Annotated in this window: 15 protein-coding genes; 9 read left to right on the plus strand and 6 right to left on the minus strand. The window is 74.7% G+C overall.

Annotated features, from left to right (window positions below; translation table 11 throughout):
* Positions 1 to 183: 183 nt before the first annotated feature.
* The 6 genes from Nocox_RS34365 to Nocox_RS34390 all read right to left on the minus strand — a co-directional run bounded on the left by Nocox_RS34365 (position 184) and on the right by Nocox_RS34390 (position 8,732).
* The gene (locus tag Nocox_RS34365; RefSeq protein WP_020543837.1) at positions 184 to 1,128 is read right to left on the minus strand and encodes a hypothetical protein; all 945 of its coding nucleotides are present in this window, start codon (positions 1,126 to 1,128) and stop codon (positions 184 to 186) included.
* On the minus strand, positions 1,125 to 3,602 hold the full coding sequence (locus Nocox_RS34370; protein WP_020543838.1) for an AAA family ATPase: 2,478 nt from the start codon (positions 3,600 to 3,602) through the stop codon (positions 1,125 to 1,127). Before Nocox_RS34370 ends, Nocox_RS34365 begins: the two co-directional genes overlap by 4 nt.
* Positions 3,602 to 4,744 carry an exonuclease SbcCD subunit D gene (locus tag Nocox_RS34375; RefSeq protein WP_020543839.1) on the minus strand — a complete coding sequence of 381 codons (1,143 nt, stop codon included), beginning with the start codon at positions 4,742 to 4,744 and terminating at the stop codon, positions 3,602 to 3,604. The genes Nocox_RS34370 and Nocox_RS34375 overlap by 1 nt, the downstream gene beginning before the upstream one ends.
* Before the next feature lie 15 nt (positions 4,745 to 4,759).
* Positions 4,760 to 6,538: an ATP-binding protein gene (locus Nocox_RS34380; RefSeq protein WP_020543840.1), complete on the minus strand. Its 1,779-nt coding sequence runs from the start codon at positions 6,536 to 6,538 to the stop codon at positions 4,760 to 4,762.
* Positions 6,539 to 6,627: 89 nt separating this feature from the next.
* Positions 6,628 to 7,587, minus strand: a complete 960-nt coding sequence (locus tag Nocox_RS34385; RefSeq protein WP_020543841.1) for a glycoside hydrolase family protein — start codon at positions 7,585 to 7,587, stop codon at positions 6,628 to 6,630.
* Positions 7,588 to 7,604: 17 nt separating this feature from the next.
* Positions 7,605 to 8,732, minus strand: coding sequence for an ROK family transcriptional regulator (locus Nocox_RS34390; RefSeq protein WP_020543842.1), 1,128 nt, complete (start codon positions 8,730 to 8,732; stop codon positions 7,605 to 7,607).
* Between the two features lie 186 nt (positions 8,733 to 8,918).
* Here Nocox_RS34390 and Nocox_RS34395 point away from each other — a divergent pair, with 186 nt between their 5' ends.
* The 9 genes from Nocox_RS34395 (at position 8,919) to Nocox_RS34435 (ending at position 26,599) form a co-directional block, all read left to right on the plus strand.
* A complete protein-coding gene (locus tag Nocox_RS34395) occupies positions 8,919 to 9,716 on the plus strand; it encodes a hypothetical protein (RefSeq protein WP_020543843.1) in 798 nt (265 codons plus the stop codon).
* An 80-nt stretch (positions 9,717 to 9,796) separates the two neighbouring features.
* On the plus strand, positions 9,797 to 10,615 hold the full coding sequence (locus Nocox_RS34400) for an ABC transporter ATP-binding protein (protein WP_020543844.1): 819 nt from the start codon (positions 9,797 to 9,799) through the stop codon (positions 10,613 to 10,615).
* A 47-nt stretch (positions 10,616 to 10,662) separates the two neighbouring features.
* Positions 10,663 to 11,643, plus strand: coding sequence for an ABC transporter substrate-binding protein (locus Nocox_RS34405; RefSeq protein ID WP_020543845.1), 981 nt, complete (start codon positions 10,663 to 10,665; stop codon positions 11,641 to 11,643).
* Positions 11,640 to 13,760, plus strand: coding sequence for an iron ABC transporter permease (locus Nocox_RS34410; protein WP_020543846.1), 2,121 nt, complete (start codon positions 11,640 to 11,642; stop codon positions 13,758 to 13,760). Before Nocox_RS34405 ends, Nocox_RS34410 begins: the two co-directional genes overlap by 4 nt.
* A gap of 30 nt (positions 13,761 to 13,790) precedes the next feature.
* Positions 13,791 to 14,681 (plus strand): SseB family protein, encoded by an 891-nt coding sequence (locus Nocox_RS34415; RefSeq protein ID WP_020543847.1) that lies wholly within the window; start codon positions 13,791 to 13,793, stop codon positions 14,679 to 14,681.
* Entirely contained in the window at positions 14,678 to 15,082 is a 405-nt protein-coding gene (locus Nocox_RS34420; RefSeq protein WP_020543848.1) for a hypothetical protein, read from the plus strand. The genes Nocox_RS34415 and Nocox_RS34420 overlap by 4 nt, the downstream gene beginning before the upstream one ends.
* A 100-nt stretch (positions 15,083 to 15,182) precedes the next feature.
* Positions 15,183 to 15,587, plus strand: a complete 405-nt coding sequence (locus Nocox_RS34425; RefSeq protein ID WP_020543849.1) for a YbaB/EbfC family nucleoid-associated protein — start codon at positions 15,183 to 15,185, stop codon at positions 15,585 to 15,587.
* Positions 15,584 to 15,928, plus strand: coding sequence for a hypothetical protein (locus Nocox_RS34430; protein WP_020543850.1), 345 nt, complete (start codon positions 15,584 to 15,586; stop codon positions 15,926 to 15,928). Before Nocox_RS34425 ends, Nocox_RS34430 begins: the two co-directional genes overlap by 4 nt.
* Before the next feature lie 9 nt (positions 15,929 to 15,937).
* Positions 15,938 to 26,599 carry a WXG100-like domain-containing protein gene (locus Nocox_RS34435; RefSeq protein WP_026214459.1) on the plus strand — a complete coding sequence of 3,554 codons (10,662 nt, stop codon included), beginning with the start codon at positions 15,938 to 15,940 and terminating at the stop codon, positions 26,597 to 26,599.
* The last annotated feature ends 52 nt before the right edge of the window (positions 26,600 to 26,651 follow it).

A 26,651-nucleotide genomic window follows, 5' to 3' on the forward strand; every position in this document is an offset into this window, starting at 1 on the left:
CTGCATGATGCCGTACGGGCATCTGACACCCATGTGCCATGTACCCACGGAACGTGGGGTAAGCCCAGCAGCTTGGCGGTCCCGCCGCACGATCTTTGGTCGTCTTCAAACTCCGGGATGATCACGTGGTGGCCGTCGCCATGTGGCCCCAACGCCTCAAGATCGTCAAGTGTCACTGGAGTACTAGCCGAGGGCGGCCGTGCGCAGCGAGCGGTAGAGCAGGCGGGCGTCGCCCAGGTGGTGGCGCAGCAGCTTCTCCAGGCCGCCGATCGGCACGAGGTTCTGGGGGGCGCGCGGGTCCTTGTAGTCGACGCCGGCGAGCGGCGGCAGCGCCAGGGTCACGGCGTCGGCGAGCCGGACGACCTGGGCGGGCTCCAGCTCCGCGCTCGCCTCGCAGCGCGCGACGCCCGCCCACGGGGCGGAGGACTGCACCGGCAGCCGTACGTACCAGGCGTGCCGCCGCCAGCTCGTGCCCATGAGGAACACCGGCGTCCGCTGCCCCGGCGCGAGCGCCGCCACCACCGCGGACTGCGGCGGCGGCAGGTAGGCCGTGTGGTGCGTCTTGATGTAGCCGACCGTGCGCGGCAGGTGGCTGCGGCCCCGCAGCGGCCCGTCCACCAGCAGCAGGTCGTCGCTCTCGGCGCGGTGCCGCACCGCGAGGTCCACCTCGAGCTGGGTGACCTGCCGCTGCAACGCCAGGGACAGCTCCTCGAAGCTGGCGTCGGCGGCCTTGCTCGGGTGGTAGGTGGCGTGCGGCGTCTTGACCTCGGGCGCGTGCGGGGAGGCGGAGATGAGCGTCCTGTTGACCTCGATCGCGGCCAGGTCGGCGCCCTCGGGCCCGCACCGGACGATGCCGGCCGCGTACGAGGCCGCGATCCCCGGCACCGGCATCGGCGCGCCGGGGTCGTCCACCCAGACCCGCGCGTCCACGCGGCGCACCCCGTCGGCGACCAGCAGCGACGCGGGCGGGACTGCGTCGGGCGCGGGCGTGACCGGCTGCCAGGCGGCGGGCTGGAGCTCGATGTCGAGCACCAGCTCGGCGCTCGTGGCGCCCAGCTCGGCGATGTTCTCGACGGCGAGCGCGGCGGCGTAGCCCGGGTCCCACGGGTCGACGGTGAAGCCGCTCACGCGACGATCCCGGCCTTGCGGACGTGGGAGCCCTTGCCGTCGCGGCTGACCTCGAAGCGCACCGGCACCCGCTCGGCCAGCGCGGGCACGTGGGTGACCAGGCCGATCATGCGGTCCTGGCCGGCGGCGAGGCGTTCGAGCGTGGTGGCGACGGTGTCGAGGGTGGCGGGGTCGAGGGTGCCGAAGCCCTCATCCAGGAAGATCGAGTCGAGGCTCTTGGCGACCGCCCCGGACAGCGCGAGCGCCAGGGCGAGCGCCGCCTGGAAGGTCTCGCCGCCGGACAGGGTGCGGGCGCTGCGCCGCAGGCCGGCCTCGGCGTGGTCGATCACCTCGATGTCGCCGGTGCGGTCGGCGAGGGCCAGCTCGTACTGGCCGTCGGACAGCTCGCGCAGCGTCTCCGAGGCCGTGGCGACGAGCACCGCCAGCGCCTCGGCGCACAGCCAGCGCTCGAAGGCGTTGGCGCGCAGCCGCAGCGCCAGCTCGTGGGCGACCTTGGCCTCGTGCTCCTTCATCGCGATCCGCTGCTCCAGCTCGGCGGCGCGCCTGCGTTCCTCCCTGAGCCGGTCGAGGTCGCTCTCGGCGCGGGCGAGGGCGCCGGCGACGGCGGCGCCGTACTGGTCGGGCGAGGCGTCGCGGGGCGGGACGACGCCGTGTTCGGCGAGGCGTTCCGCGAGCCTGCGGCGGTCGGCGGCGAGCCGGTCGCGGGCCTCGGCGAGCTGCTTCTCCCGCGCGGAGAGCGCGGCGCGGGCGGCTTCCGCGGCCCGGTCGCGCCAGGCGAGCAGCTCACTCCAGGCCCGGTGCAGGTCGTCGCGGACGAGCGGCGGCGGCGCCTCCCACCCCGCGCCCTCCCACCCCGTGCCCTCGCGCTCCTCGACGGCGACGGGCGGGCGGCCGCCGGAGACGAGGAGCTGGTCGCGGGCGGACTCCAGCGCCTGCCAGGCCGACGCCGTCTGGCGTTCGACCTGGTCGGCGTGGTCGCGGGCGCGCTGCAGCCGGCCGCGGGCGGCGCGGACGGCGGCGCGGGCCTCCCCCGCCACCGCGTCGGCCTTGGCGATCTCCGCGAGCCGCGCCTCCAGCTCGGCGCGGTCGCCGGGCGCGGGCAGCCCGGCGAGCTGGGCCTCCAGCCCTTCCGCCTGCCTGGCCAGCAGGGACGCCGACGTCTCGGCCTTGGCGTGCGCGGCGCGGGCGCGCTGGGCCCGCTCGCGCTCCTGGGCGAGGGCGCGGTCGGCGGTGCGCATGTCGGCGGGCGAGCGGTGCAGCGGCAGCTCGGCGACCGGGTGGTGGCAGACCGGGCACGGCTCGCCGACGGCCAGCCGGTGGACCAGGTGGGCGGCGGCGTGGGCGTCGCGCAGGCGTTCGCGCCGCTCCTCGGCGGCGCCGGCGGCCTGCTCGGCGGCCTCCGCGGCGGCGGCCAGACCGGCGAGGCCCGCGGCGGCGGCCTCGGCCTCGGCTCGGGTGCGGGCGGCGTCGGCGGCGAGGCGGTCGCGTGCGTCGAGCGCCGCCAGGGCGGCCCGTGGCGCGCCGCGGTCGCCCAGCGCGGCCAGCGACTCGAACGCCTCGTGCTCGTCGGCCTCCAGCGTGGCGACCTCGCGGGTCAGCGTCTCGACGGCCTCGGCGGCGGCGCGGCGGGCCGAGGCCAGGGTGGGGACGGCGTCGGGCATGGCGAGCCTGGCCAGCACCGCCTGCCGTTCGGCGACGGCGGCCCGGTCCTGCTCGGCGCGGCGGATGTCGCCCTCGCGGGAGCGCAGCAGGTCGAGGTCGGCGCCGATGGCGTCGGAGAGCCGGCGCAGCGCCTCCATGCGCTCGGCCAGCTCGCGCTCGGCCTCCTCGCTCGCGCCGGACAGCTTGGCGAGCTGGTCGCGGGCGAAGGACGCCTCCTGCCCCGCGCTCTCCTCCTCGCGGGCGGCGCGCTGCCTGATCAGCTCGTACACGTCGGCGTCGAGAAGCTGCACCAGCAGGTCCTGGCGTTCGCGCGGGGCGGCGTGCAGGAACTCGGCGAAGCGGCCCTGCGGCAGCACCACGCACTGGGTGAAGAAGCGGTATTCGAGGCCGGTGACCCGCTGCGCCTCGGGGGTGACGCCCTCGCCCTCGGCGAGCGGCTTGACCACGGCCTCGAACGCCTGCTCCAGCGGCGCGGCGGGATCGAGCTCGTCGAGCCGCGCCTCCTTGGTGCGGACCGCGCCCTTGGCGTCGCGCACCATGGCGCGGACCACGCCGTAGCGGCGGCCGTCGCTGTCGAAGACCATCGCGACCTTGCCGGCCGCGACGGACGGCGCGAGAGCGTGCGCGACCGCGCCTTCCCTGCCCCAGCGCGGCACGGTGCCGTAGAGGGCGAAGCAGACGGCGTCGATGATCGTGCTCTTGCCCGCGCCGGTCGGGCCGACGAGCGCGAAGTAGTCGGTGTCGGAGAAGTCGACGGTCACCGGCTCGCGGAAGCTGCCGAAGTGGTCGAGGTGGAGCAGCAGGGGTCGCATCAGCCGGTCACCTCGTCGTAGAGCCGGTCGAACAGGGCGGCCACCTGGTCGTCGTGGCGTCCGGTGGCGGCGAGGTAGTCGCGGAACAGCTCGCGCGGGCTGCGGCCGGCCGTGCCGGCCCGGCGGGTGGCGGGCACCGGGCGGAACTTCTCGTCCAGCATGACGTCCACGGCGGCGCCGGCGAGCAGCTCGCGCACGTCGTCGGCGAGCCCCACGCGGGGTTTCTCCTCCACGACGACCTTGAGCCAGTCGTCGCCGGGGTCGATGCCCTCCAGCTGCTCCAGCGTGCCGCGCACGGTGCGGAGGCGGCGGGCCGAGGAGAAGGACAGCTCGCGGACCACGGCGGGCCGGCCCGGCGTGACCTCGACCAGCAGCGCGCCGGGCACGTTGCCCTCCTCGCCGAAGTCGACGTTGAGCGGCGAGCCGCTGTACCAGATCGGGCAGGGGCCGGGGATCTGCTGGCGGCGGTGGAGGTGGCCGAGGGCGGCGTACTGGGTGGAGGGCGGGAAGGCGGTCGGCTCGAAGTAGTAGGAGAAGATCGACTGGGCCTCGCGCTCGCCGCCGCCGAACGCGCCGCCCGGCAGGGTGCCGTGGGTGGTGACGAGGTTGACGGTGTCGCCGTGGAAGCCGGCGGTGAGCGCGCCGATCAGCTCGCCGACGCGGGAGGCGTAGTCGCGGTTGTGCTCGGCGGCGGTGCCGGTGAGCACCTCGGCGGCGCGGACGACGTAGCGGTGCGACAGGAACGGCAGAACCGCGAGGCGCACCGGCTCGCCCGTACGCGCGGTGAAGGCGAGCGTGCCGCCCGCGTCGGGGCGGCGGAAGACGCCGACCACGTGCAGGCCGAGCTTGCCCAGCACGGGCCGGTAGACCTCGAGGAGCTGCGGGTTGTCGTGGTTGCCCGCCAGCACGACCACGTCGCGGTCCTCGCCGCGCAGCGCCATGAGCGCGCCCAGCACCAGCGACTGCGCCTCCGGCGTGGGCGCGGAGGTGTCGAAGAGGTCGCCGGCCACGATGACGGCGTCCACGTCGTGGGCGCGGGCGGCGGCGACCAGCTCGCGCAGCACCTCACGGTGCTCGTCGAGGCGGGAGCGGCCCTTGAGCACCTTGCCCACGTGCCAGTCCGCGGTGTGCAGGATCTTCACGAAATCACCTGTGGGTCAGAAGGGCGGGATGTCGTCTTCGACGGCGGACGGGAGGCCCTGGAACGGGTCGGCGCCCGTCCTCGCGGCGGTGTCGGCGCGCGGCGCGGCCTCGGCGGGCCGGGTGGCCCAGGCGGGGAACGGGAAGGCCACGGCCAGCGGCACCGGGATCTCCGGCTGGGCCACGAACATGGTGCCCGGTTTGGCGATGGTGGCGCGCTCGCGGACGGCCGGGGGCATCCAGCCGTACTCGGAGCGGGCGGCCTCGGCCGGGTCGAGCCGCCCGGCGACGCGGACGGCGCTGTTGGAGACGATCCGCCGCTCCACCTCGGAGGCGGTCTGCTGGGCGCCGATGAGGATGACGCCGAGCGAGCGGCCCCGCTCGGCGACGTCCAGCAGGATCTCCTTGATCGGGGAGTCGCCCTCGCGCGGCGCGTACTTGTTGAGCTCGTCCAGCACCACGAACAGCAGCGGCTTGGCGGTGCCAGAGGACTCCTTGCGGTGGAACTCGCCGCGCAGCACCACGCCGACCACGAACCGCTGCGCCCGCTCGGGCAGGTTGTGCAGGTCGACGATGGAGACCTGGGCGTCGGAGGTGCTGACCGAGTGGCTGCGGTAGAAGGGCAGGTCGCCGCGGACGATCGGGGACAGCGGGCGGACGGCGCTGCGCAGGCGGCGCAGGAAGGCGTTGACGGTGCCGAGCGGGGTCTGCGCGCCGGTCCAGTCCCTGCGGCTGTCCTCCTCCTGGAGCTGGTCGGAGAGCATCTCGACGAGGTCGGCGAAGGTGCGGCAGGTGGTGCCCTGCACGCGGACGGCGCCGCCGTCGCCGATCGGCTCGGCCCACGACTTCAGCCGGGCCGCGACCTGCCCGACGAGCAGGGAGTAGCCGGCCCGCTCGTCGTCGGCGTCGGCGAAGACGAAACGCAGCAGCTCCTCCTGGCAGAACTCGACCAGGGTCCAGTAGAAGGCGCTGACGCCCTGCGTGCGGGCGGCGACGTGCGGGACGCCGTTGGGGTCGCCGGGGCGCGGCGGGGCGAAGACGTGGACGCTGCCGAAGGCCCGCGCGGGCAGCCCGAGCCTGGCGTAGCCGTCGCGGGCGCGCTGGTCGAGCCGGGTGTTGTCGTGGTCGAGGAAGAGCAGGTCCTCGCCCTTGACGGAGAAGATGAGCGCCTTGGTGTTGGCGGACTCGGCGTCGAGCACGCCGGAGTTGAAGATCGAGTAGAGCAGGAACGTGGCGAAGGACGTCTTGGTCGCCACGCCCGACACGCCGGAGATCGACACGTGCGCGCCGCGGGTGCCGTCGAGGAAGTCGAAGTTGACGTAGAGCGGCTGGCCGTCGCGGCCCATGCCGAGCGGGATGCGGCGCTCCATGACGTCGAAGTAGAGCGCCTGGTCGCGGTCGCCGGCGCCGGCCAGGTAGACCTGGGCGCCGGGCAGCGGCGGCACGAACACCTCCGGCTCGACCCGGGTCACCCGCACCTCGGCCACCTCGACGACGGCGGCCGGCAGCGCGCCGTCGGCGATGAGGAACACGTCGGAGTCGTACGCGGCGCCCTCGTGCCGGGCCTCCACCGTGGTGACCACGCCCGCGACCAGCACCGGGCCGTGGCCCGGCACCTCCCGTCTGGTCACCACCACGTCGTCGAGCTGGACCACCTTGCCCGGCTCCAGGCCCACCCAGAACGACAGCGGCGAGGCCGCCTGCGTGCCGAGGACCCGCCCGACCACCTCACCGGTCACCTGCGGCCCACCGGCCGCCGTGGCCGCCTGCGGGCTCGCCGCTCCGTTGACCGTCACCAATCCCTCCGCCCCCAACCAACGCCCTCCCAAGGAGGGTAGTGGGGCGGGCGGGGTGCGTCCGGCTCATTCGGCCGCGCGGGCCCCGCTCATGCGTCGCCCCGCGCGACGGGAACGCGGTGGACGCGCAGCTCGTGCGCGCCGTCGGCGCGGGTCATCTCGTAGTAGAGCCACCAGTGGCCGTCGTGGAGCAGCGCGTCGAGGTAGCGGACCGAGCCGGTGCCGTACGGGGAGGTGACCCAGGGGCCGTACTCGGAGAGCCGCCGCCAGGAGAACAGGTCGGAGGAGACGGCGACGCCGCAGCGCTCCTCGTAGTTCTCGGTGTGGGCGGCCGAGCCGTCGTAGAAGCCGACGTAGCCGCCGCCGGGCACGGGGACGACGCTGTTGAGCCTGGCCTGGTAGCGGTCCCATCCGGTGCCGACGGGCAGGACCGCGCCGCGCCAGGTGAACGACTCGCCGTCGAGGCTGGTGGCCAGGCCGGTCGGGTGGACGGTCGCGCCGACGTTGTAGATGTCGGCGGTGGCGTGGGCCTTCGGGTCGGGGCGGTCGAGGGGCGCGGCGTAGCTGGCGAACAGGTACGTCACAGGCCCGGCCCGCAGCACGAACGGGTCCTTGACCCCTTCGGTGCCGGTCGAGGCCGCGGTCAGGACCGGCCGGGCCCGGGTGACGTCGAACCTCGACGGGTGCTCGGCGGTCAGCGCGTCGATGCGCCAGCGGTTGTCGGCGGGGTCCACGTACGACAGGTAGAGCCGGTAGCCGCCGCTGACCGGCATCAGGCAGAAGCGTTCCATGGAGGGGGTGCCGAGCTCGTCCTTGTGCACGCTCCACACGTCGGTGAACCGCAGGCCGTCGTCGCTGACGGCGACCGCGCACTGCCAGCCGCGCTCGGTCTCGGCGCCCCTCGGCCGCCGCCGGCGGTAGGTGAGCCAGAACCGCTCGCCGTCGTGCAGGACTCCGGCCGCGCCGCTCCAGTAGCCCGGTTCGTCCTTCTCCGGCTCCAGCACCACGGAGCCCGCCACCGGATCGAACGCGGACAGCGGAGCGAACACACGATTTCCCACTATGCCTACCTTTCGTACAAGAAACTGTCCAGGGCGACGGCGGCTCCGCCCACGACCCCGGCGTCGCCGCCGAGGGTCGGACGCTCCACCCGTACCATGTCGCGCAGCACCGGGAACACCTTGGCGCGCAGCGCGGCGCGCACCCGGTCGAAGACCGGCTCGGGAGCGGTGCGGAAGATGCCGCCGAGCAGGATCAGCTCGGGGTTGAGCAGGTTGACCACGCTGGCCAGGCCCGTGGTCAGGTGGTCGGCGACCTCGCCGAGCAGCGCGTCGTCCAGCTCCGCGAGCGGGTCGGGCGAGCGGCGGCCGAGCCGTTCGGCGAGGTACGCCTCCGACACGACGGTCTCCAGGCAGCCGGTCGCGCCGCACGCGCACGTCCTGCCCTTCTCCCGCACGCGCAGGTGGCCGAGCTCGGTCACGCCGTACGCGCCGGGCCGGAACGGCTGCCCGCCGATCACGAGACCCGCGCCCACGCCGGTGCGGACGTGGACGTAGAGGAGCGGGTCCGCGCCGCCGGTCGCGCCGTAGCGGCTCTCGGCGAGCGCCATGGAGCGCACGTTGTGGTCCACGACCGCGGGGACGCCGAGCGCGGGCTCCAGCAGGTCGGCGAAGGGCACGTCGCGCCAGCCGAGGTTGACCGACAGCACGTTGCGGCGGTGCGCGGCGTCCACCGGGCCGGGCGCGGCGACACCCACGCCGAGCAGCCGCCCGTCGGGCAGGCCCTTGGCCAGCAGCGACGCCTCCTCGGCGATGCGGGCGACCACCCGCTCGGGCCGCTCGGCGGGGTCGAAGGCGAACGACGCGCTCCGCGACACCCGGGCCCTGAGGTCGCACAGCCCGAGCTCGACCGTGCCCGCGCCGACCCGTACGCCGATGACGTGCCGGGCGTCGGCCCGGATGCCGATGCCCGTGGACGGCCGGCCGACCCGCTGGCCGGCCCCCTCCACGGCGCCCTCGGCGACCAGGCCCTCGTCGAGGAGCTGGCCGACGACCTTGGTCATGGTGGTGGCCGACAGGCCGAGCCGCCGCGCGAGGTCGGCGCGCGGCTGGGGGCCGTCGTCGCGCAGGCTGCGCAGCACGAGCCGGAGATGGTGCCGGCGCACGTCCTGGACCGGTGAGATCCGCTCGCCCATGGTCGCCCCTTAAGTAACTACTGGTGAGAAAATAAGGGTTCTGACCGAATTAGGCAATATGCCGCAAATGAACACCTTTGCCGCCCGTGCCCCGACGTCACGGCGGGTGACCTTGCTCAGCTGGAGAGATCGTGGAACCTTGAACACTTTGTTCCGTCATGTCCCCGTCGTTCTCAGGAGCCCGCCGTGCGTGTCGCCCTGATCGTCCCCCTCGCCGCCCTTCTGTTAGGGAGCGCCCCCGCGTCCGCCGCGGCCCCCGAGGTGCTGGACTACACGTGCACCACGACCGCGACCGGCGACAAGCAGAACGTCAAGCTGAGCGTCGAGCTGACCGTGCCGGCCACCGGCGGCGTCCAGCAGAACCTGTCGATCGGCTGGAAGGGCGCCTACTCCGGCTCGGCGCAGCTCCTCGCGCCCGCGACCGGCCTGGAGGCCGGGCTCAACCTGTACGCCTACGTCGGCATCAGCCGCATCCCCCGCCTGACCTCGGCCACGGGCGTCGCCCAGCTCACCGGCGTCGTCCCCGGCGCGCCGATCGCCCTCCCCACGACGACGGTCAACCTGACGACCACCCCGCCGGAGGCGGGGACGGGCACGGTGCACGCGGCGTCGGTCAACTTCGGCTCCAGCCCGCAGGAGCCGGTGATCGAGTGCGAGCTCGCGAGCACCGCCGGGCGCAAGGAGCACCCGCTGACGATCAGCGCCACGGGCGCGACGCCCAGCCCGACCCCCACGCCCAGCACCACCCCGAGCGAGACCCCCACCCCGACGCCCACCCCCACTCCCACGGACGACGAGGAGGAGGACCCGGAGGACGACCCCGCCCCGGAGGAGAGCGAGAGCTCGAAGGTGCCGTCCGGCGGCGTCTCCACGGGAGGCGGCGGCGAGGCCGGTCCCGACGGGCGGGCGCTGATCCTGACCGGCTCCCTGCTGCTGCTGGCCGGCGGTACGGGCCTCGTCCTGCGCCGTCGCCGGCTGTCGTGATCGCGATTGTGACCAGGAGCACGTGACCAGGAGGGGCCCCGGCATTCCCCAGCGGCGAAGGTTAGCCTAACCTTATCTTCATGACCGAGGAGATCTCCCTCCGCGGCGCGGAGCTCTGCCTGAGCTACCACGGCACCCCCGTGGTCCAGGACGCCCGCATCGCGCTCCGCCCGGGCCGCGTCACCGCCCTGGTCGGCCCCAACGGCAGCGGCAAGTCGACCCTGCTGCGCGCGCTGGCCCGGCTGCACCGGCCCGACAGCGGCGCCGTGACCCTGGCCGACGGCTCCTCAGCCCTGGACCTGACGGCCCGCGACTTCGCCCAGCGGGTGACGCTGCTCTGCCAGAGCCGCCCCACGCCGGGCGGCGTCCAGGTACGCGACGTCGTCGGCTACGGCCGCCACCCCTACCGCCGGCGCTGGCGGGCCGGCGACCCCGAGGGCGAGGCCGCCGTCGCCCGCGCGATGGAGCTCACCGGCGTCGCCGTGATGGCCGAGCGTCCCGTGGACGAGCTGTCCGGCGGCGAGCTGCAGCGCGTCTGGCTGGCCACCTGCCTGGCCCAGGACACCGGCGTGCTGCTGCTCGACGAGCCCACCACGTTCCTCGACCTGCGCTACCAGGTGGAGCTGCTGGAGCTCGTCCGCGACCTCGCCGACGAGCACGGCGTCGCCATCGGCGTCGTGCTGCACGACCTCAACCAGGCCGCCGAGATCGCCGACCACGTCGTCCTCCTCCAGGGCGGCCGGGTCCGCGCCGAGGGCACGCCCGCCGAGGTGCTCACGACCGAGCTGCTCACCGGCGCCTACGGCATCCGCATCGAGGCCGCCCGCGACCCCCGTACGGGCACCGTGAGCACCCGCCCGGTCGGCCGTCACACCCGCGCGGTCCCGGTCTCCGCCTGATCCCCCTCAGCACCTCTCCCCCGATTCACCACACGACAGGAAAGACCATGCGCAAGACCCTGCTCGCCCTCGCCTCCACCGTCCTGCTCGCCGCGTGCGGGACGACCGAGGCCCCCGTGACCGAACAGGCGGGGCCGAGCGGCAGCCCCTCCGCCGCCACCAAGATCACCGTGACCGACAGCCGGGGCAAGGAGATCACCCTCGACCGGCCGGCGACCAGGGTGGTCAGCCTGGAGTGGGGCGAGACCGAGATGCTCGCCTCCCTGGGCGTCATGCCGGTCGGCGCGGCGGACGTGAAGGGCTACGCCACCTGGGTCACCGCCGCCAAGCTGGACGGCTCGGTCAAGGACGTCGGCACCCGGCAGGAGCCCAGCGTCGACTCCATCAGCGCGCTCCAGCCCGACCTGGTCGTGATGGAGCCCCATCGGGACTCGCCGCTGATCGGGCAGCTCGAGAAGTTCGTGCCGGTGCTGGTGACCAAGGGCAGCGACGGCAGCGGCAACCTCCAGCGCATGCGCGACGACCTCAACATGATCGCCACCGCGGTCGGCAAGACCGACCAGGCCGCCAAGCTGCTGGCCGACTTCGACGCCGCGATGGCCGCGGGCAAGCAGAAGCTGGCCGACGCGGGCGCGGCGGGCAAGCCGTTCGCCATGGCCGACGGGTGGAAGCAGGGCAGCACGATCTCGGTCCGCCTGTTCGGCAAGGGCGCGCTGGTCTCCGAGGTCGCCCTCCAGCTCGGCCTCACCAACGCCTGGACCGGCGAGGTGGACCCGCAGTGGGGCCTCGGCACCACCGACGTCGAGGGCCTGACCGCGCTCAAGGACCCCGAGACCCGCTTCTTCTACAACGCCTCCGACGGCGACGACGTCTTCGCCGACGGGCTCGCCTCCAACGCCATCTGGAAGTCGCTGCCGTTCGTCAAGAAGCAGCAGGTCCACAAGCTGCCCGACGGCATCTGGACCTTCGGCGGGCCGCTGTCCTGCCGGCAGTACGCCGACGCGCTGGTGAAGGCGTACGCGGGTTGAGCGACGCGGCACGACCTGGCTCGGGCGCGCCGGCCGGACCGGTTCTCGCGCCCGAGCCGCCGGGCACGCCGCTGCGGCGGCTCGGCACCGCCGGGGTGTTCGTGCTCACGCTGGCCGCCGTCGTCCTGATGGCGGCCGCGCACGTGACGCAGGGCACCTCGTCGATCGGCGCGTTCGACCTGCTGGCGCTGCCGTTCGGCGGCGACGAGGAGGCCGCCCGCGTGCTGCTGGCCTCCCGCCTGCCCCGGCTGCTCGCCGGGGTGGCCGTCGGCGTCGCGCTCGGCGTGGCCGGCTCCCTGCTGCAGTCGGTGGCGCGCAACCCGATGGCCTCGCCCGACACGCTGGCCGTCAGCTCTGGCGCGCACGTGGCCGTGGCGACGGCGGCGGCGTTCGGACTGGCGCTGCCGCTGCCCGTCTCGGGCGGGCTCGCGCTGGTCGGCGGGCTGGCCGCGGCCGGGCTGGTGATGGCGCTGTCGGCGGGCGGGCGCGCGGGGACGACCCGGCTCATCCTCGCCGGGTCCGCCACCGCCCTGGCGCTCCAGTCGCTCACCAACCTCGTCATGATCCTGTTCGAGGAGGAGACCACCGGGCTGTTCGCCTGGGGCAGCGGCTCGCTGGTGCAGAGCGACTTCGGCGCCGTCGCCCAGTTCGGGCCGCTCATCGCGGCGGTGACAGTGGTGGCGGTGCTGGCCGGGCCGCGGGTGGACATCCTCGGCCTGGGCGACGACACCGCCGCGGTGCTCGGGGTGAACGTACGCCGGCTGCGCGGATGGCTCGTCCTGATGGCCGTCCTGCTGGCGGCCGCCGCCGTGACGATCGCGGGGCCGATCGGGTTCGTCGGGCTCTGCGCGCCGGTGATCGTGCGCCTGCTCCCGAGGACCATCCCCGGGCTGCACCGCAACCGGGCGCTGCTGCCGCTGTCCGGGCTGGCCGGCGCGCTGATCGTGCTCGGCTCCGACATCCTGCTGCGGGCCGCGCTCGGCGGTCAGGCCGGGGTCGAGGTGCCGCCGGGCGTGGTCACGACCATCCTCGGCGCGGGCGTGATGATCTGGCTGGCCCGGCGCTACCGGGACGCGGGCCCGACCCGCAGGCCGCCCGCCGTGCGCACCGGCGGGACCCGGAGCCGCGGGGCCTTCCTCGCCGTGGTGACGGTCTGCGCCGTGCTGCTGGTGGCGGCGGTGGTCGCCGGGCTGCTCGGCGGCGACCGGTGGCTGCTCACCGGCGACGTGCTCAACTGGCTGCAGGGCCGCTCGGGACGGGCGCTCACGTTCGTGCTCGACCAGCGCTGGCCCCGGGTGCTGGCCGCCGTGCTGGCGGGGGCCGCGCTGGCCGTCGCGGGCGCCGCCGTGCAGGCCGTGTGCCGCAACCCGCTGGCGGAGCCCGGCGTGCTCGGCGTCACGGCCGGGGCCGGGGTGGGGGCGATCGCGCTGCTGGCCGCCGCGCCGCTGGCCGGCGTCTGGATGATGTCCGCCACCGCGGGCGCGGGCGCGCTCGTCACGTTCGCCGCGGTGTACGCCCTCTCCTGGCGCGGCGGGCTGCACTCGGACCGGCTGGTCCTGATCGGCATCGCCATGCAGGCGGCCTGCACCTCGGTCACCGTGCTCATCATCGTGAAGGCCGATCCGTGGAACACCGCGCTGGCGCTGACCTGGCTGTCCGGCTCCACGTACGGCCGGGTGCCCGCCCAGCTCGTCCCTGTGGTGCTGGCGCTGCTGGTGACCGTTCCGCTGCTGGCCTGGCTGCGCCGCGACCTCGACCTGCTCGCGCTGGACGAGGACACCCCGCGCGTCCTGGGCGTGCCCCTGGAGCCCGTCCGCCTGGCCGCGCTGGCCGGGGCGGTCGTGCTGACCAGCACGGCGGTGTCGGCCGTGGGCGTGGTCGGCTTCGTCGGCCTCGTCGCGCCGCACGCCGCCCGCGCCCTGGTCGGCTCACGGCACGCCCGGATGCTGCCGGTGGCCGCCCTGCTCGGCGCGTTGCTGGTGAGCCTCGCCGACACCCTGGGCCGTACGGTCATCGCCCCCGCCCAGGTGCCGGCCGGTCTGGTCACGGCGCTGATCGGCACGCCGTACTTCGTCTACCTGCTCTGGCGGGCCCGCGCCCAGGCCGACGCGAGCTGAGGCGCCCGCGAGCCGGGGCAGACTGGACGGATGACATCAACCGATCATCGACCGGTCAGCCCGTTCGAGGAACGGCTGTGGGCGGCCCGCCAGGACGGGCGGACCGCGCTGTGCCTCGCGCTGCTGCGGGAGGCGGAGCTGGCGCTGCCGATGACCGCCGCCGCGGCGGCCGGGGACGAGCCGCCCGCGTGGCCGACGGTCGCGGACGGCCCGCGTACGTGGGTGCCGGCGTACACGTCGGTGGAGGCCATGCGGCTGGCCACCGGCGGGGCGGCCGAGCACGGCAGGATCGCCTCGCTGGTCGAGCTGGCGGCCGGCTGGCCGGACCCCCGGTGGGGGCTGGCGGTCAACCCCGGGCTCTCCGCCGCCTTCCTGCTGGAGCCCGGGACGGTCGCCAGGCTGGCGGTCCCCACGCTGGTCCAGGACCTGCGGATCGCCCCCGGCTCGGGGGTGCCTGCCGTGCAGAAGCTGCTCGCGCCCGCCGACATCCACGACCTGCTGACCGGCGGCGAGCCGCGGATCTCCGGCTACTGCCACCACGCGCTCGACGTCTCGCACATCGCCACGCCTGACGTGCTCGCCGAGGCGCTCGGGCAGCCCGGCATGCTGACCGACGACGGCTCGCTCAACGTCCTGCGCTGGCGGCCCGCCGGCCTGGAGCTCTACCTCACGCCCTACGGCGGGACCGACGAGGAGAGCCGGGCGGCGGTCTCCGGCTGGGTGGTCGAGGAGCCGCCGTTCGTCGGGATGGGCCTGGCGCCGCACCCCGACCACGTCATCCGCGAGTACAAGGTGTACGACGTGCCGCTCCCGCACGGCGCGGAGATCTGGGAGCTGCTCCCCGGCGGCACCGAGCACCGCCGCGCGCTGTACCACGGCGACCTGCGGCGCTGGCTGCTCATCGACAGGCGGGCGGCATGAGCGGAAGCTTCTACCGGGCCCGCTGGCGGGGCGCCGACTACCCGGCCAGCCCGGAGCCGCACGCCATGGAGCTGTGGATCCGGCTGCGGAGCCCCGAGCCGCTGGACGGCTTCGAGGAGGTCGAGCCCGGCTGCCACGTCCGCACCGTGCCCGCGCCCGAGTGCGAGGCGCTGCACCTGGTGAGGACCGTGTGCCGCTGGCGGCGTGAGCCGTTCCTCGTGCGGGAGGAGCGGGACGGGCAGGTGCGCCTGGAGTACCTCGGCGCCTCGGTGCTGACGGCGCGCGAGCTCGGGCTGGAGCGGATCGAGCGCGGGGTGTACCGGCGGTGGGTGCCCCGGGAGGAGGTCACGGATCTGCGCGAGGACGCCGTGCCGCTGAATGTCGGGATTCAACACTTTTGATCGATCTCTTGCCTTCTGCTGTTCATGTGACGGAAACTGATCAGTAACACGTGAGTGTTTCCGGGGACGTGTGAGCTTGGCATCGGGGGGTGTGTGTCGCGTGGACTCGTCGGAGCGGCCCGACGCGGCGGCGATGCGCGCCTACGCCGACGAACTGCGTGACATGTTCCGGCAGATCTCCGAGGCCGGCCAGGAGCTGCACGAGAAGGCGAAGACCCTGCGGACCACCGCGAAGTCGCGCGACGGCCTGGTGACAGTCACCGTCGGCGCCCGCGGCGAGCTCGTCGGGCTCGACCTCGATCCGCGCATCTACCGCCACGCCGACGCGCGCCATCTGGCCCGCACGATCCTCGACACCGTCCAGCGGGCCACGGCACAGGCACGTGAGCGCGTGGTGGAGATCCTGGAGCCGGTCGTCCCGCGCGACGAGCTCCTCGCCCACCTCGACGGCGACCTCGACACCGCCATGGCCCGCTTCGCCGAACGGATGGAGGGCAAGAGGTGAGGCTCTGGGACGGCACGCAGATCGCCAAGCCCGTCGTCTACCGCGGCATCACGCAGTGGACGACGATGGCCGACGACCTCAACGAGGAGGCCACCCACCTGGCCGCCCAGGTCAAGGCCGCGCTCGCGGCCCAGCCGTGGGGCGCGGGCACCGAGGGCCAGTCCTTCTTCGCCGCCCACTTCCGCGGCGACGGCCCCAACCGGATGCTCAAGCAGTACGAGGACCTCGCCGAGGCGATCACCGACGCCGGCACCCGGGTGCGCGACAACGTCGACAACACCCTCCTCACCGACGCCGACATCAAGAACGACCTCCAGGCCAACCTGACGATGCAGGTCTGACCCGGCGACGTGGCGAGCAACAACACAGGCGGCTTCACCGGCAACGGCAGCCAGAACGGCGGCGGCCTGCCCACCCAGGTGAGCGCGGTACGCATCGACCGTGACGTCGAACCGGTCTGGGAGACCGAGGCGCTGCCCGAATGGGTGGTCAGCTGGCTCATCCCCATGCTGTCGGCCGGGCAGAAGTGGCCGGAGGCCAGCGAGAGCGGCATGTCGAAGCTGGCCGCCGCGTACGAGGCCCTCGGCTCGCGCGCCGTCTCCTCCGCGCCGAAGGCCGGCGCCGCCACGCGCGTGGTCCTGGCCGGCTGGGCCGCGCCCGCCACCGCCGACTTCGCCTCCAGGGCGCAGTTCCTCTACGGCCACCAGGGCGGCCTGGCCGGCGTGGCCCAGAACGCGCAGGCGTACACGCAGCAGGCGAACGACTTCGCCGTCGAGACCCAGTACTCCAAGCTCTCCATCAACGTCGCCTTCTGGGTGACCGTCGTCGCCATCGCCATCGCCCTCTACGTCGCCTTCTTCACCGCCGGATCCAGCACCGCGATCATCGGCCCGTACGCGGCGGCGGCCCGCGCGGCCATCAGCCGGATCCTCGTCCGGCTGGCCATGGTGGGCGGCAGGCCGCTCGCCGCCCGGCAGCTCGCCCGGGTGACCGTGCTCAGCGGCGCCACCGGGCGCAGCGTCATCACCCGGCTGCTCGCCTCCGCGATCGGCCGCGAGCTCATCGAGGAGATCGGCGAGGAGGTCTTCCTCGACGCCGTCGCCCAGTACCAGCAGATCAAGATGGGCACGCGGACCCAGTGGGACTGGAAGAAGACCAAGGCCGCGGCCATCGGCGCGGGCGGCGGCGCGATCGTCGGCACCAAGCTGGCCGGGCCGATGTCCCGCGTCACCCAGCGCGTGCCGGGGTTCGCCGGGCGGGCGCTCACCACCGGCCTGTCGAACACGATCGCCTCCCCGGCCGGCAGCTTCGTCGCCAACGGGCTCGTGTACGGGCAGTGGCAGAACCCGTTCACGCCGGACGCCCTGCTGGGGGGCTTCTTCGGCGGAGCCGGGCGCACTGACACGATCAGCCCGTTCAACCCGGACGTGTACACGGCGCTCGGGCATCCCCTGACCTCGCTCGCCTCCGCGTACGACGCCGCCGCCCGCGCCGACGCCACCCGCGCCGGCGGCGCCCCGCCCGGGGACCCGGCCGCCGGGAGCCCGATCGCCGGCGGGCCGAACGGCAGCGGGCCGAACGGCAACGGCGACCTCACCGGCACGGCCGGCGCCGCCAACCGTCCGGGGGGCGCGAACCCGGTGCAGGTCCGCACCGCCGTCTCCACGCCCGACCGCGTGCCGGCGAGCCCCGTCGCCACGAACGACCTCTCCAGGAACGACGGCGCGCGGAACGACGGCGTCCGGAACGACGACGGCCGGCGTACGACCGCCGGCGTCCCGGACGCCGACGCCTCCACCCAGCGCCGCGCCCGCGCCGCCCAGCCCGCGGCCCCCGACCAGCAGCCCCAGACGCCCGCCACCCCGGACCCCGACCGCTCAGAACAGCGCCGCACCGCGACCGGCCAGCAGCCCCAGCAGGCAAGCCAGCCCACCTCCACCACCACCCCACAACCGGCCACCCCCGCCCAGTCGGCTGCCACCCTGCAACAGGACGCCCCCGCCCAGCCGTCCGCCTCCCAGCCTGCCGCCGACCCCGCCAGGCCCGCCGACCCCGCTCAGCCGGCCGCCGCTTCCCAGCCGGAGACCGCCGCCGCGCCGCAGCCGGACGCGACCACCGGCCCCCAGCAGAGCGCCGCCCCCGCGGCGCAGCCGGAAGCCGCGGCACAGCCGGAAGCCGTCTCCGCACCGCAGCCGGACAGCACTCCCGCCCAGCCCGAAGCCGCGCCACAGCCGGAGGCCGCGTCGCGACCGGAAGCCGCCCCTGCCCAGCCGGAGGCCGTCGCCGCGGCGCGGCCCGGCGACGCCCCCGCCGGGCCGCAGGCCGCGGCCGTGGCGCAGGCGGCGGGGACGGCGGGGACGGCCACGCGGCTGGCCGACGACGTGGCGTCCGCCGAGGCCCCCGTCGCGTCCGTGACGCCCGCCGCGCGGGCCCGTACGGCGCTGATCGGCGCGATCACCGCCGACTTCCCCGGCGCGGTGCTCGGCCCGACCGGCGACCTGCTCGTCCCCAGGGCCGACGGCGTGCGCGCGATCCCGGCCGCGACCATGAACCGCATCCGCACCGTCCTGAACGCCCGTGCCGAACAGGTGCGGAACCTCGCGGACCTTCAGGTCGAGGCGTCCGCCCTGCTCCTGGTCTCCCAAGCCCGCGCGGACCTGGTCACGGACCTCGCCCCCGACCCCACCGCCGACTCCGCCGCCGCCCCGGTCCCCGCCACCAGCAAGCCGGGCACGGTCACCTCCCACCCGATCCCCGGCACCCGGTACGTCACTGACGGCCGCACGGGCCCCGACCTGACCCTCGACGAGGTGAAGAACGCGGTCGCCGAACTCCTGGCCCGCCACTTCCTGACGCAGGGGGTGCTCAGCCTGACCTGGTCGCAGGACGGCAGCACGCTGACGGTCGAGACCCGCGACCACGGCACCCACCACTTCCGCCCGGTCGTGGGCGGCCTGTCGTCGTCGAATCTGATGGGCGAGACCGAGCTCGCGGAGGGCAAGAACCTCACCCGGGGCACCGACGTGAACAACCCGCACGTGGTGCACTTCAATCCGCGGGTCGCCAACGACCAGCTCTCCCGGATCTGGCTGCACGAGATCACCGACACCCTCCAGGAGGTCAAGGCCGGCGGCCGGCGCGGCCGCCGCAGGGCCGCCAGGGCCGAGGCGACCACGGACCTGTGCGTGGACGCGCAGCTCAACGAGCTGGCCTTCCTGACCGAGAAGTGGCACCAGGCGCAGACGCTCCCGGAGAAGCGCCTGCTCGCCCTGGACATCGACGGCCTGTCCCGCAAGCTGGCGGCGCGCGGCCAGGTCCTGCCGCCCCCGCCCTGGGCTCCCGCCCAGGACACCCGTACGCAGCAGACGCCGCCGTTACCGGGCACGAACCCGACCCTCCAGCAGGTGAGCGACACCCTCGACGCGCTCCGCCACGCCGAGCAGCAGCTCCAGCTCCAGGTCGCCGCGAAGCAGCGCAGCGCCGAGGAGGCCCGCGTGGAGGCCCGCAAGGCCACCCGGCAGGCCAAGAAGGCGCTGAAGCAGCACGACGAGGCCCGTTTCGAGCGGGCGCGCAAGGCCAGGCAGGAGAACCGGGTGCACCGGGCCACGCAGGCCCGCCACACCAGGATCGCCGAGGCGTACAGCGCCGCCCTGTTGCGGGCGACGTCGACGCGGCTCAAGTACGAGCAGGCGCTGTCGGCGATGAGGTACGCCGCCCAGGGCCCCTCGACGCCGCCGGGCGGTGTCCCCCACGCCACGATCGCCCAGAGGTTGACCGCCGAGGCCCTCGCCCTGCACCAGAACTACCTGGACGCGATGGCCGCCGCCCTGCCGGACCTGGACACCCTGCCCGGCGCGATGCCCACGGGACGGCTCGCCCACCTGTCGGCACTGACCGCCTCGGTGAACGAGCTGCTGGCGAGCCACGGGGCCACCTACCGTTTCACGCCGGACGGGCTGGAGCGCATGCTGCGCGCCGACTTCCACCAGGTCGCCTCCCCCGACGGCCTCGTGCTGCGCGTGGGCCAGGGCGCCAAGGCGGTGGAGGTGCGCGTCCGGCTGAGCCTAAGCGACCTGGTGGAGGTGCTGGACCCCGGCGTCAAGGCGTCGGAGATGATGGTGGGCCTGTTCTTCCAGGCGTCCCACATCGTGTCGGCCACGGAGGCGGGCAGCTTCGGGCTGTCGCGCGGCTTCAACACGGCGGTCCTGGCGCAGCTCCTGCCGGAGGGCGAATGGCCGCAGGCCGCGATGGAGCTGGCGGGCATGGGCCTCGGCGTCGACCTGGGGGCCCTGGCGCAGTTCATGCCGGACGGCGAATCGCTGCAGAACGCGATGAAGCTGGCGGGCGTGGGCCTCGGCTTGGGGAGCGGGCGCAACGCGTCGGCGACGGGCGGCGCCGGCATGTTCGCGCAGGGCGGCTCGGTCGCCGACAACCGGAGCGAGTCGCTGCTGTTCGACGCCGCCGCGCGCTGGACCGTGGACGTCCAGACCAGCGAGAGCGGCGGCTGGCAGGGCACGAGGGTGATCGACTCGGGCGCGCCCGGTGACGCCGCCGCGCAACGGCTGTGGGTCTCCCACTCCTACACCGACGCCGCCCCGGACAAGCTGACCTGGATCGACGACGACAAGCGGGACCCGAAGATGCCCAACCATGTCCTGGTCAGCGCCATGACCGGCATGGAGGACGCGCTCACCCAGATCATGGAGGAGGCCGGCGGCGAGTACGCCCAGGTGGGCACCAGGGCCCACGGCGAGCTGCGCACGTTCATGACCAGGCTGTCCCACCGGCTGCGCGACGCGACCAGGCCGGAAGGGCTTGAGGGCGTCTTCACGGTCAACGGCGAACCCGACCTCCGGGTGGTCGCGAACACCAGGGCCGTCCTGGTGGCCGCCGAGCCGGTGGGCGGGCGCACCGCCGAGGAGTGGGAGGAGGAGGTGCTCGTCGACTTCGCCGCGACGCCCGGCGGCACCTCCGCCGGCAGGTCGCTGGACGCCGGCGTCTCCGCGGGCCCCACCATCGGGGCCTTGCAGGAGGTCGACGGTCCCGGCCGCTACGCGCCGGACATCGGCCCGAAGGTCAAGGGCTCCAGGTCGGGAAGCCGATCGTACTCGGCGACCGCGAACAAGCAGGCCATCCATCCGAGCGTGCACCGCAAGACCAGCCCGAAGCAGGCCTACCGCCTGGAGATGCACACGACGTTCACGGTGGAGCGGATCGGCCGCCCGCCGGTGAAGCTGCCGCCGGTGCGGAGCTCGGTGGTGGTGAGCATGCGGGAGTCGGCCGCCTACCGCTACGGCCTGCCCGTGGCCCGGTCGGCGCTGGTGTACCAGAACGGCCGGCCGCTCATCGGCGCGGACGGCATCCCGGTGCTGCGGGGCGATCCGCGGCCCGGCCCGCCGCCCGGCCGCCTGCCTGTGCTGCCGGAATGGCTCGGCGACGGCCCGGGACAGATGCGCGGCTCGGGCCCCGCCCTCGTGCAGGACATCGACGGGCTGGACCAGCTGCGTACGAAGGTCATGGACGAGCTGGCCGAACGCGGCATCGTCCCGAAGACCGTGAACGGCGTGCCGCAGTACTCCTCCAACCGCCTCGAACGCGCCAGCCAGATCCTCAACCGGCAGGAGGTCCTGGAGCAGCTCTCCGAGCATCGGATCAGGTCGGCGTACGACGTGCTGGCCCAGGCCGAGCCGGACGGCACCGGCGGCCTCGGCATCGACCTGGTGCTGCACGGCCGCAACAGCGCCCCGGAGCACTACCTGCTGCGCCTGTCGCTGCGGCAGGACTTCGGCGACGTGAAGTACCTCGGCTACACCGACTCCGAGACGGTGGTCAACCTCGACATCGGCTCCGACACCTCGGCGCGCGGGATCAGCAGGTCCCGCACGTACGCGGGCGGCGGCTCCGTCGCCGTGAGCGACGGCCCCGAGGAGGGCCAGGACGGCCTGGCGCACGAGGGGGGCGTCAACGCCGGCGGCAACAGGACGCTCACGGTGGGCTCCAGCGCCGGCGGCACCACCAACCTGGTGAACCTCGACGAGAACGGCGGCCCGAGCTCGATCTTCTCCCTGGGCCATGAGATCCAGGCCGACCTGGTGCACAAGGGCCGGGCCGAGACGCTGGCCACCGCCCAGGGACGGGCGAAGCTCCTGTTCGCCGCGGACCTCCTCCCGCCGGACCCGAGCGCGGGCGGGCCCACCTCCGTGCCGGCTCCGCTCGGCCCGATGCGGGGCCGGCTGCTGTCACGGGCCCGGCTGCTCCACATGGACGTGCGGGGGCTGATCTCCGCCGCGCAGCAGGTGCTCCCGGAGGGGATGCGCGCGGACTCGGCGGCCCACCAGCACCTCGTGGCGTTCCTGAACGTGCGCAACCTCGTCGGCCACCCGAAGCTGCTGAACCGGCCGCTCACCACCTCTCTGGCGGTCCGCCCGCAGGGGGTGCCGACCCGGTCGGCGCTGTCGGTGTCCGCCGAGACGGGCGAGGCGGAGGTGCTGGCCGTCGTCGACCACGTGAGCGGCAACATCCTGTTCGGGCTGAACAGCGCCGGCGTCTCCTGGGGCGGATCCAGCGGCGTGAACGTCGGCGCCTCCGTCAGCGGCGCCGACCTCGACGACGACGGGGCCTCCCGCGACGGCGGCGCCCTCGGGCTGCCCTCCCGCTCCGGCGGCACCTCCGAGTCCACCTCGCTCCTCGACATCTGGGGCACCGAGGAGCTGACGATCGAGCACGGCCGCCAGTACATCATCCGCGCTCCCGTCGACCTCGCGCTGACAGGGGCGGAGAGCAGGATGTACGCCCTGCCCGCGGAGAGCCGGCAGCCGGTGGGCGAGGTCCGGACCTCCAAGGCGCAGGGCACCGCGCTGTTCTCGCTCCCCGAGTACGACGCCCTGCTCATGTACGCCGAAGGCGACGTCGCGCTGCCCGGCCGTCTGGTGGGCGACGCGATCGAGCGGTTCGTCAACGGCAGCCTCACCCTCGACCAGACCCTCGCCGTGCCCCTGGTGCAGCGTTACCTCCAGGACCTCACCGCGGCGCGGGCGGCGGGCGCGGACGTGGGGTACGCCGCCCGGCACACCCCGGAGGTCCTGCTCGCCAAGATCATGGAGGTCACGGGCCTCGGCCCGGCGGCGACCACGGCCCAGAAGGGCGGCGTGGACCAGCAGCTCGACCAGGCGCTGCGGGACGCGGCGACCCACATCGAGAACTCCAGGGACGTCGTGCTCGCCTCCTCCTACGACCGGTCACCGGGCCTCGGGGCCACCGAGTCCCTGGAGGCGTCCGACGCACAGGGCAACCCGGTCGACCCGCTGGACGCGGCGCTCGACGCGGTGGACGCCGCCTACCCCGGCATCGCGGAGGTCAGCCCGACGCTGCGCGAGGAGGTGAGCACCGACTTCTCCCGGGAAGTGCTGATCATCCACCTCATGGACATGTGGTCGCGGACGGGCTATGAGAGGACCTACCACGTACAGGCCGGGGCGCAGCACACCCGGGCCGAGGAGGTGCTGGTCCGGGCGCGGCTGGTCTACGACCACGAGGGCGACTCCCGGCGGGGCTGGATGCTCTCGCACACCTCACAGGCCGGCAGCATCCTCCAGCACTACCGTTACTTCGACCGGACGAGGTCCGCGTCCTACAGCGGCTCCTACTCGGGAGGCGTGGACGCCAGCAGCGCGGAGAACGGCGAAGGGCAGGGCCTCGGCCTGGTGACGGACCGCAATTGGTCGTACGCGGTGTCGGGGAACCAGCAGGAGGTGCGGCTCCTGCGGATGAGTCAGTTCGCCGGGCACTACCGGGTGGAGCAGAAGCCGAGGCTGGTCATCGAGGTCGAGCGGCGGCAGGTGCGCAAGAACAAGGTGGCCCGGACCGCCGCCAAGCTCCTCCGCAGGGTCCGCTACACCAAGGCCACCTACAGCGCCAGGATCGTCCGGCGCATCCGGACCGGCATGATCGTCAGCGCGGCCCAGGACCCGGGCCCGGTCGCCCTCACGCTCGACCCGCGACGGGTCGAGCTGCATCCCGGCCACTTCCCGCAGGGAGTCTGGGAGGACCCGCACAAGCCCACCCTCCTGAAGGTCGTCACCGCGCAGTTCACGAAGATGCTGGGCGAGCCGGCGGTCGCGGAGCGCAGGAACGAGCTGGTCAGGCGGCTGTCCCCGTCGGGGCTGGTGACCGCGCTGGAGCGGATGACCGGGCCCGACGGGCATGTCGAACGGGTGTCGCGGCTGAAGTTCAAGGACCAGGGCGCCCAGGTCAAGATCCAGGCCCGCCTGTCGGACCTCACCGTCGTCGCCGGGCCGTACGAGGCCGAGAAGGGCGAGGTGGACCGGGCGGCCGACGCCACGAACACCACCGTCTCGCGGGGCCGGGTGCTGCCCGTCGGCGTGGGCGGCAACGCCGGCCACGCCGACACCGGCCTGGACGGCGGCATGCGGGTGGGCGAGCAGTCGTCCGAGAGCGTGTCCGACCACCACGGCGCCCGCCGCGAGCGCAGCAAGTTCGAGAGGGGCCGCCTCTACGACGTGCGCCTCCGGGTGGACTACGACCTCACCTTCCAGTACGTGGCCCGGCTGCGCGGCCAGGACGAGCGGGTCGTCGGCCTTCCCGTGCACCTGACCGGCGCGACGAGCGGCGAGGTCGAGGTGACACTGACGGAGCACGAGCTGGCGGAGCTGCGGTCCCGGATGGAGAACGGCGTCCGGCTCACCTCGCCGCCGGTCGTACCGGAACGGACGGTCCCCTTCGTGCCCGCCCAGAACGTGCGCGGCCTCGTCCAGCTCGTGGAGCTCGCCCGCCTGGCCGCCCGTGAGCGCGGCCAGGCGGTCCGCGTGGCGGTCCGCGAGGCGGACGGCGTCCACCGCTTCCTGGCCTTCCCCGACGGCTCCCTGTTCAGCCTGACCCCGGACGGCGGGTTCGCCCAGGCGCTCGCCACCGTCCCGCCCGCGGTGCTGGCCGCCGCCGACCGTACCGGCCTCAACCTGCGCGAGGTCTTCATGAACCCCGGCATGCCCGGCACGTTCACCCAGCAGGTCGTGGCCGAGCTGGTCACCCGCGGCACCTTCGTCGTCGCCGACAAACCGGCGTGGCCCGTCGAGCACGTCAGCGGGCAGGCGGCGGTGGGCGGCAGCGTCGGCCAGGGCATCACGGCCGGCGTGGCCTCGCCCGCCATCGAGAACACGCCGCTGTCCAGGTCGGGACGCCCCGACGGGGACCCCGACCTGACCCTGGCCGAGCTGCGCGCGCAGCCCGTCACCGCGGCCGACCTCGGCGGCGCCGCCTCCCGCGTGACCTGGCACGGGGACGATGCCGTGACCATGCGGTTCGCCGCCGCGCCCGACCAGCACATCCGCATGGTGGTGGGCGAGCCCGGCGAGGGGCTGAACGGCTCCACCGAGCTGCGCGCGGGCACGCCGGACGACCCGCACGTGGTGCGCATCTGGCCGCGCGTCCACCCGGACGTGGGGTCGTCGGTCCTGGTGCACGAGTTCTCGCACATCGCCCAGGAGGTCGCGGCGATCACGGCGGGCGCCCCGCAGGGCGTCGTCAGGCCGTCGCTGTCGCCCCAGCAGGCGGAGGGCACGGATTTCTGCGTGGTCCCCCGGCTGGACGAGCACGCCCACCTGTCGAACAAGTGGCGGGCGGCCACGGACCCGGCACGGCGGGAGCTGCTGGCCGACGCGATCGACGCCATCGCCACCGACCTCGAACGCCGCGGCCACACCCCGCCACCGCCGCCGTGGGGCACGGGACCGCGCGTCCCCGTGGCCGACCGGTCGCAGGGGCGGATCGCGCGGCTGCTCAACGCCGAGATCACGGCGGGCCTGGACACCTCGGCGGCCGGGCTGTCCCGGCTGGCCGAGATCGCCGGCGTCGCCGGGCTCGCCCCGGTGCCCGGCCGGCCGGGCGAGTTCGCCGTCACCACCCGGGACGGCACGTTCACCCTGGCCCTGGAGCCGGCCCCGGCGGGCACGGCGGAGGTCCGGGTCGCCGGGGACCGGCCCGGCCGCCTGACCCTGCGCGTCCCCCCGAACCCGGGCCACGAGGCCACCGTGTCCGTCGCCGAACACCTGGCCACCCACGCCGCCACCCTCCCCACCGCCTCCGCCGCTTCCCACCCCGCTACCTCTCCCGGCTCCGCCGCTCACGGAACGGCGGCGGCGCCGGGCGGCCCCGACGCGGCGGCGCTGGCGCGGATCCGGGGCCTCGCGGTCGCGGTGAACGAGGGCGGGCACCGCGGCGCCGCGGCGGCGTTGCGGGCCGAGGCGGAACGGGCGGGACTCGCGCCAGGACAGCCAGGCGCGGCGGCCGGACTGCTCGCGCTGGCGCGGACCGGCGCGCTCACCTCCGAGCACGTCGCCGCGATCAGGAACCACCCGGCCCTGCCGGAGGCCGCCGCGGCCCAGGCTTTCGTGCGCGGCGCGGCGCTGATGGGCGCCCGCGTCCACCTGTACGGCCCGGACCTCGCCGACCTGGTGCTGCCCGGCCGCCCGCCGATTCCCGTCGAGGTCCGCCCGGACGGCGCGGGCACGCCCGACCCCGGCGTCCTCACGGTGCGGGTCGACCCCGCCCGCACGATCGGCGCGAACGAGCGCGCCGCCGCCGCGACCGCCGCCGCCGCGGTCGCCCGCGCCCAGGGCCGGCCGGACGCCGACCTCGCGGCGCTGGCCGAGGTGCACGAGGCCGTCCGCCAGGTACGCTCCGCCACCGCCGCGCAGCGCCCCGCCCGGCTGGGGGTGCTGCACGACCTGCTCGCCGCCTCGGGCCCCGGCGTGTGGCGGCTGATCGCCGCGCCCGTCGCGACCGAGCTGGGCACCCTGGCGGCGGGCCCCCGCCCGGTGGACCGCCCCGCCCGCTACGCGCGGGCCCGCAGGCTGGCGGACACGACCGGCTGGAACCCGCCGGAGCAGGAGTGCACCTGCCCCGACGACGCGCCGTGCCGCTGCGGCCTGCGGCCGGGCGCGCGGGGCCGCCCGAACTCGTGGAACCCGGACGAGCAGCAGCGGATAGGGGCATGAGCGGCCCCACGGAGTCGGGCATCATGGGAGTTCCGCCGGAGAGAGGACGGGT

The organism is Nonomuraea coxensis DSM 45129 (genome assembly GCF_019397265.1).
Lineage (GTDB): Bacteria > Actinomycetota > Actinomycetes > Streptosporangiales > Streptosporangiaceae > Nonomuraea > Nonomuraea coxensis.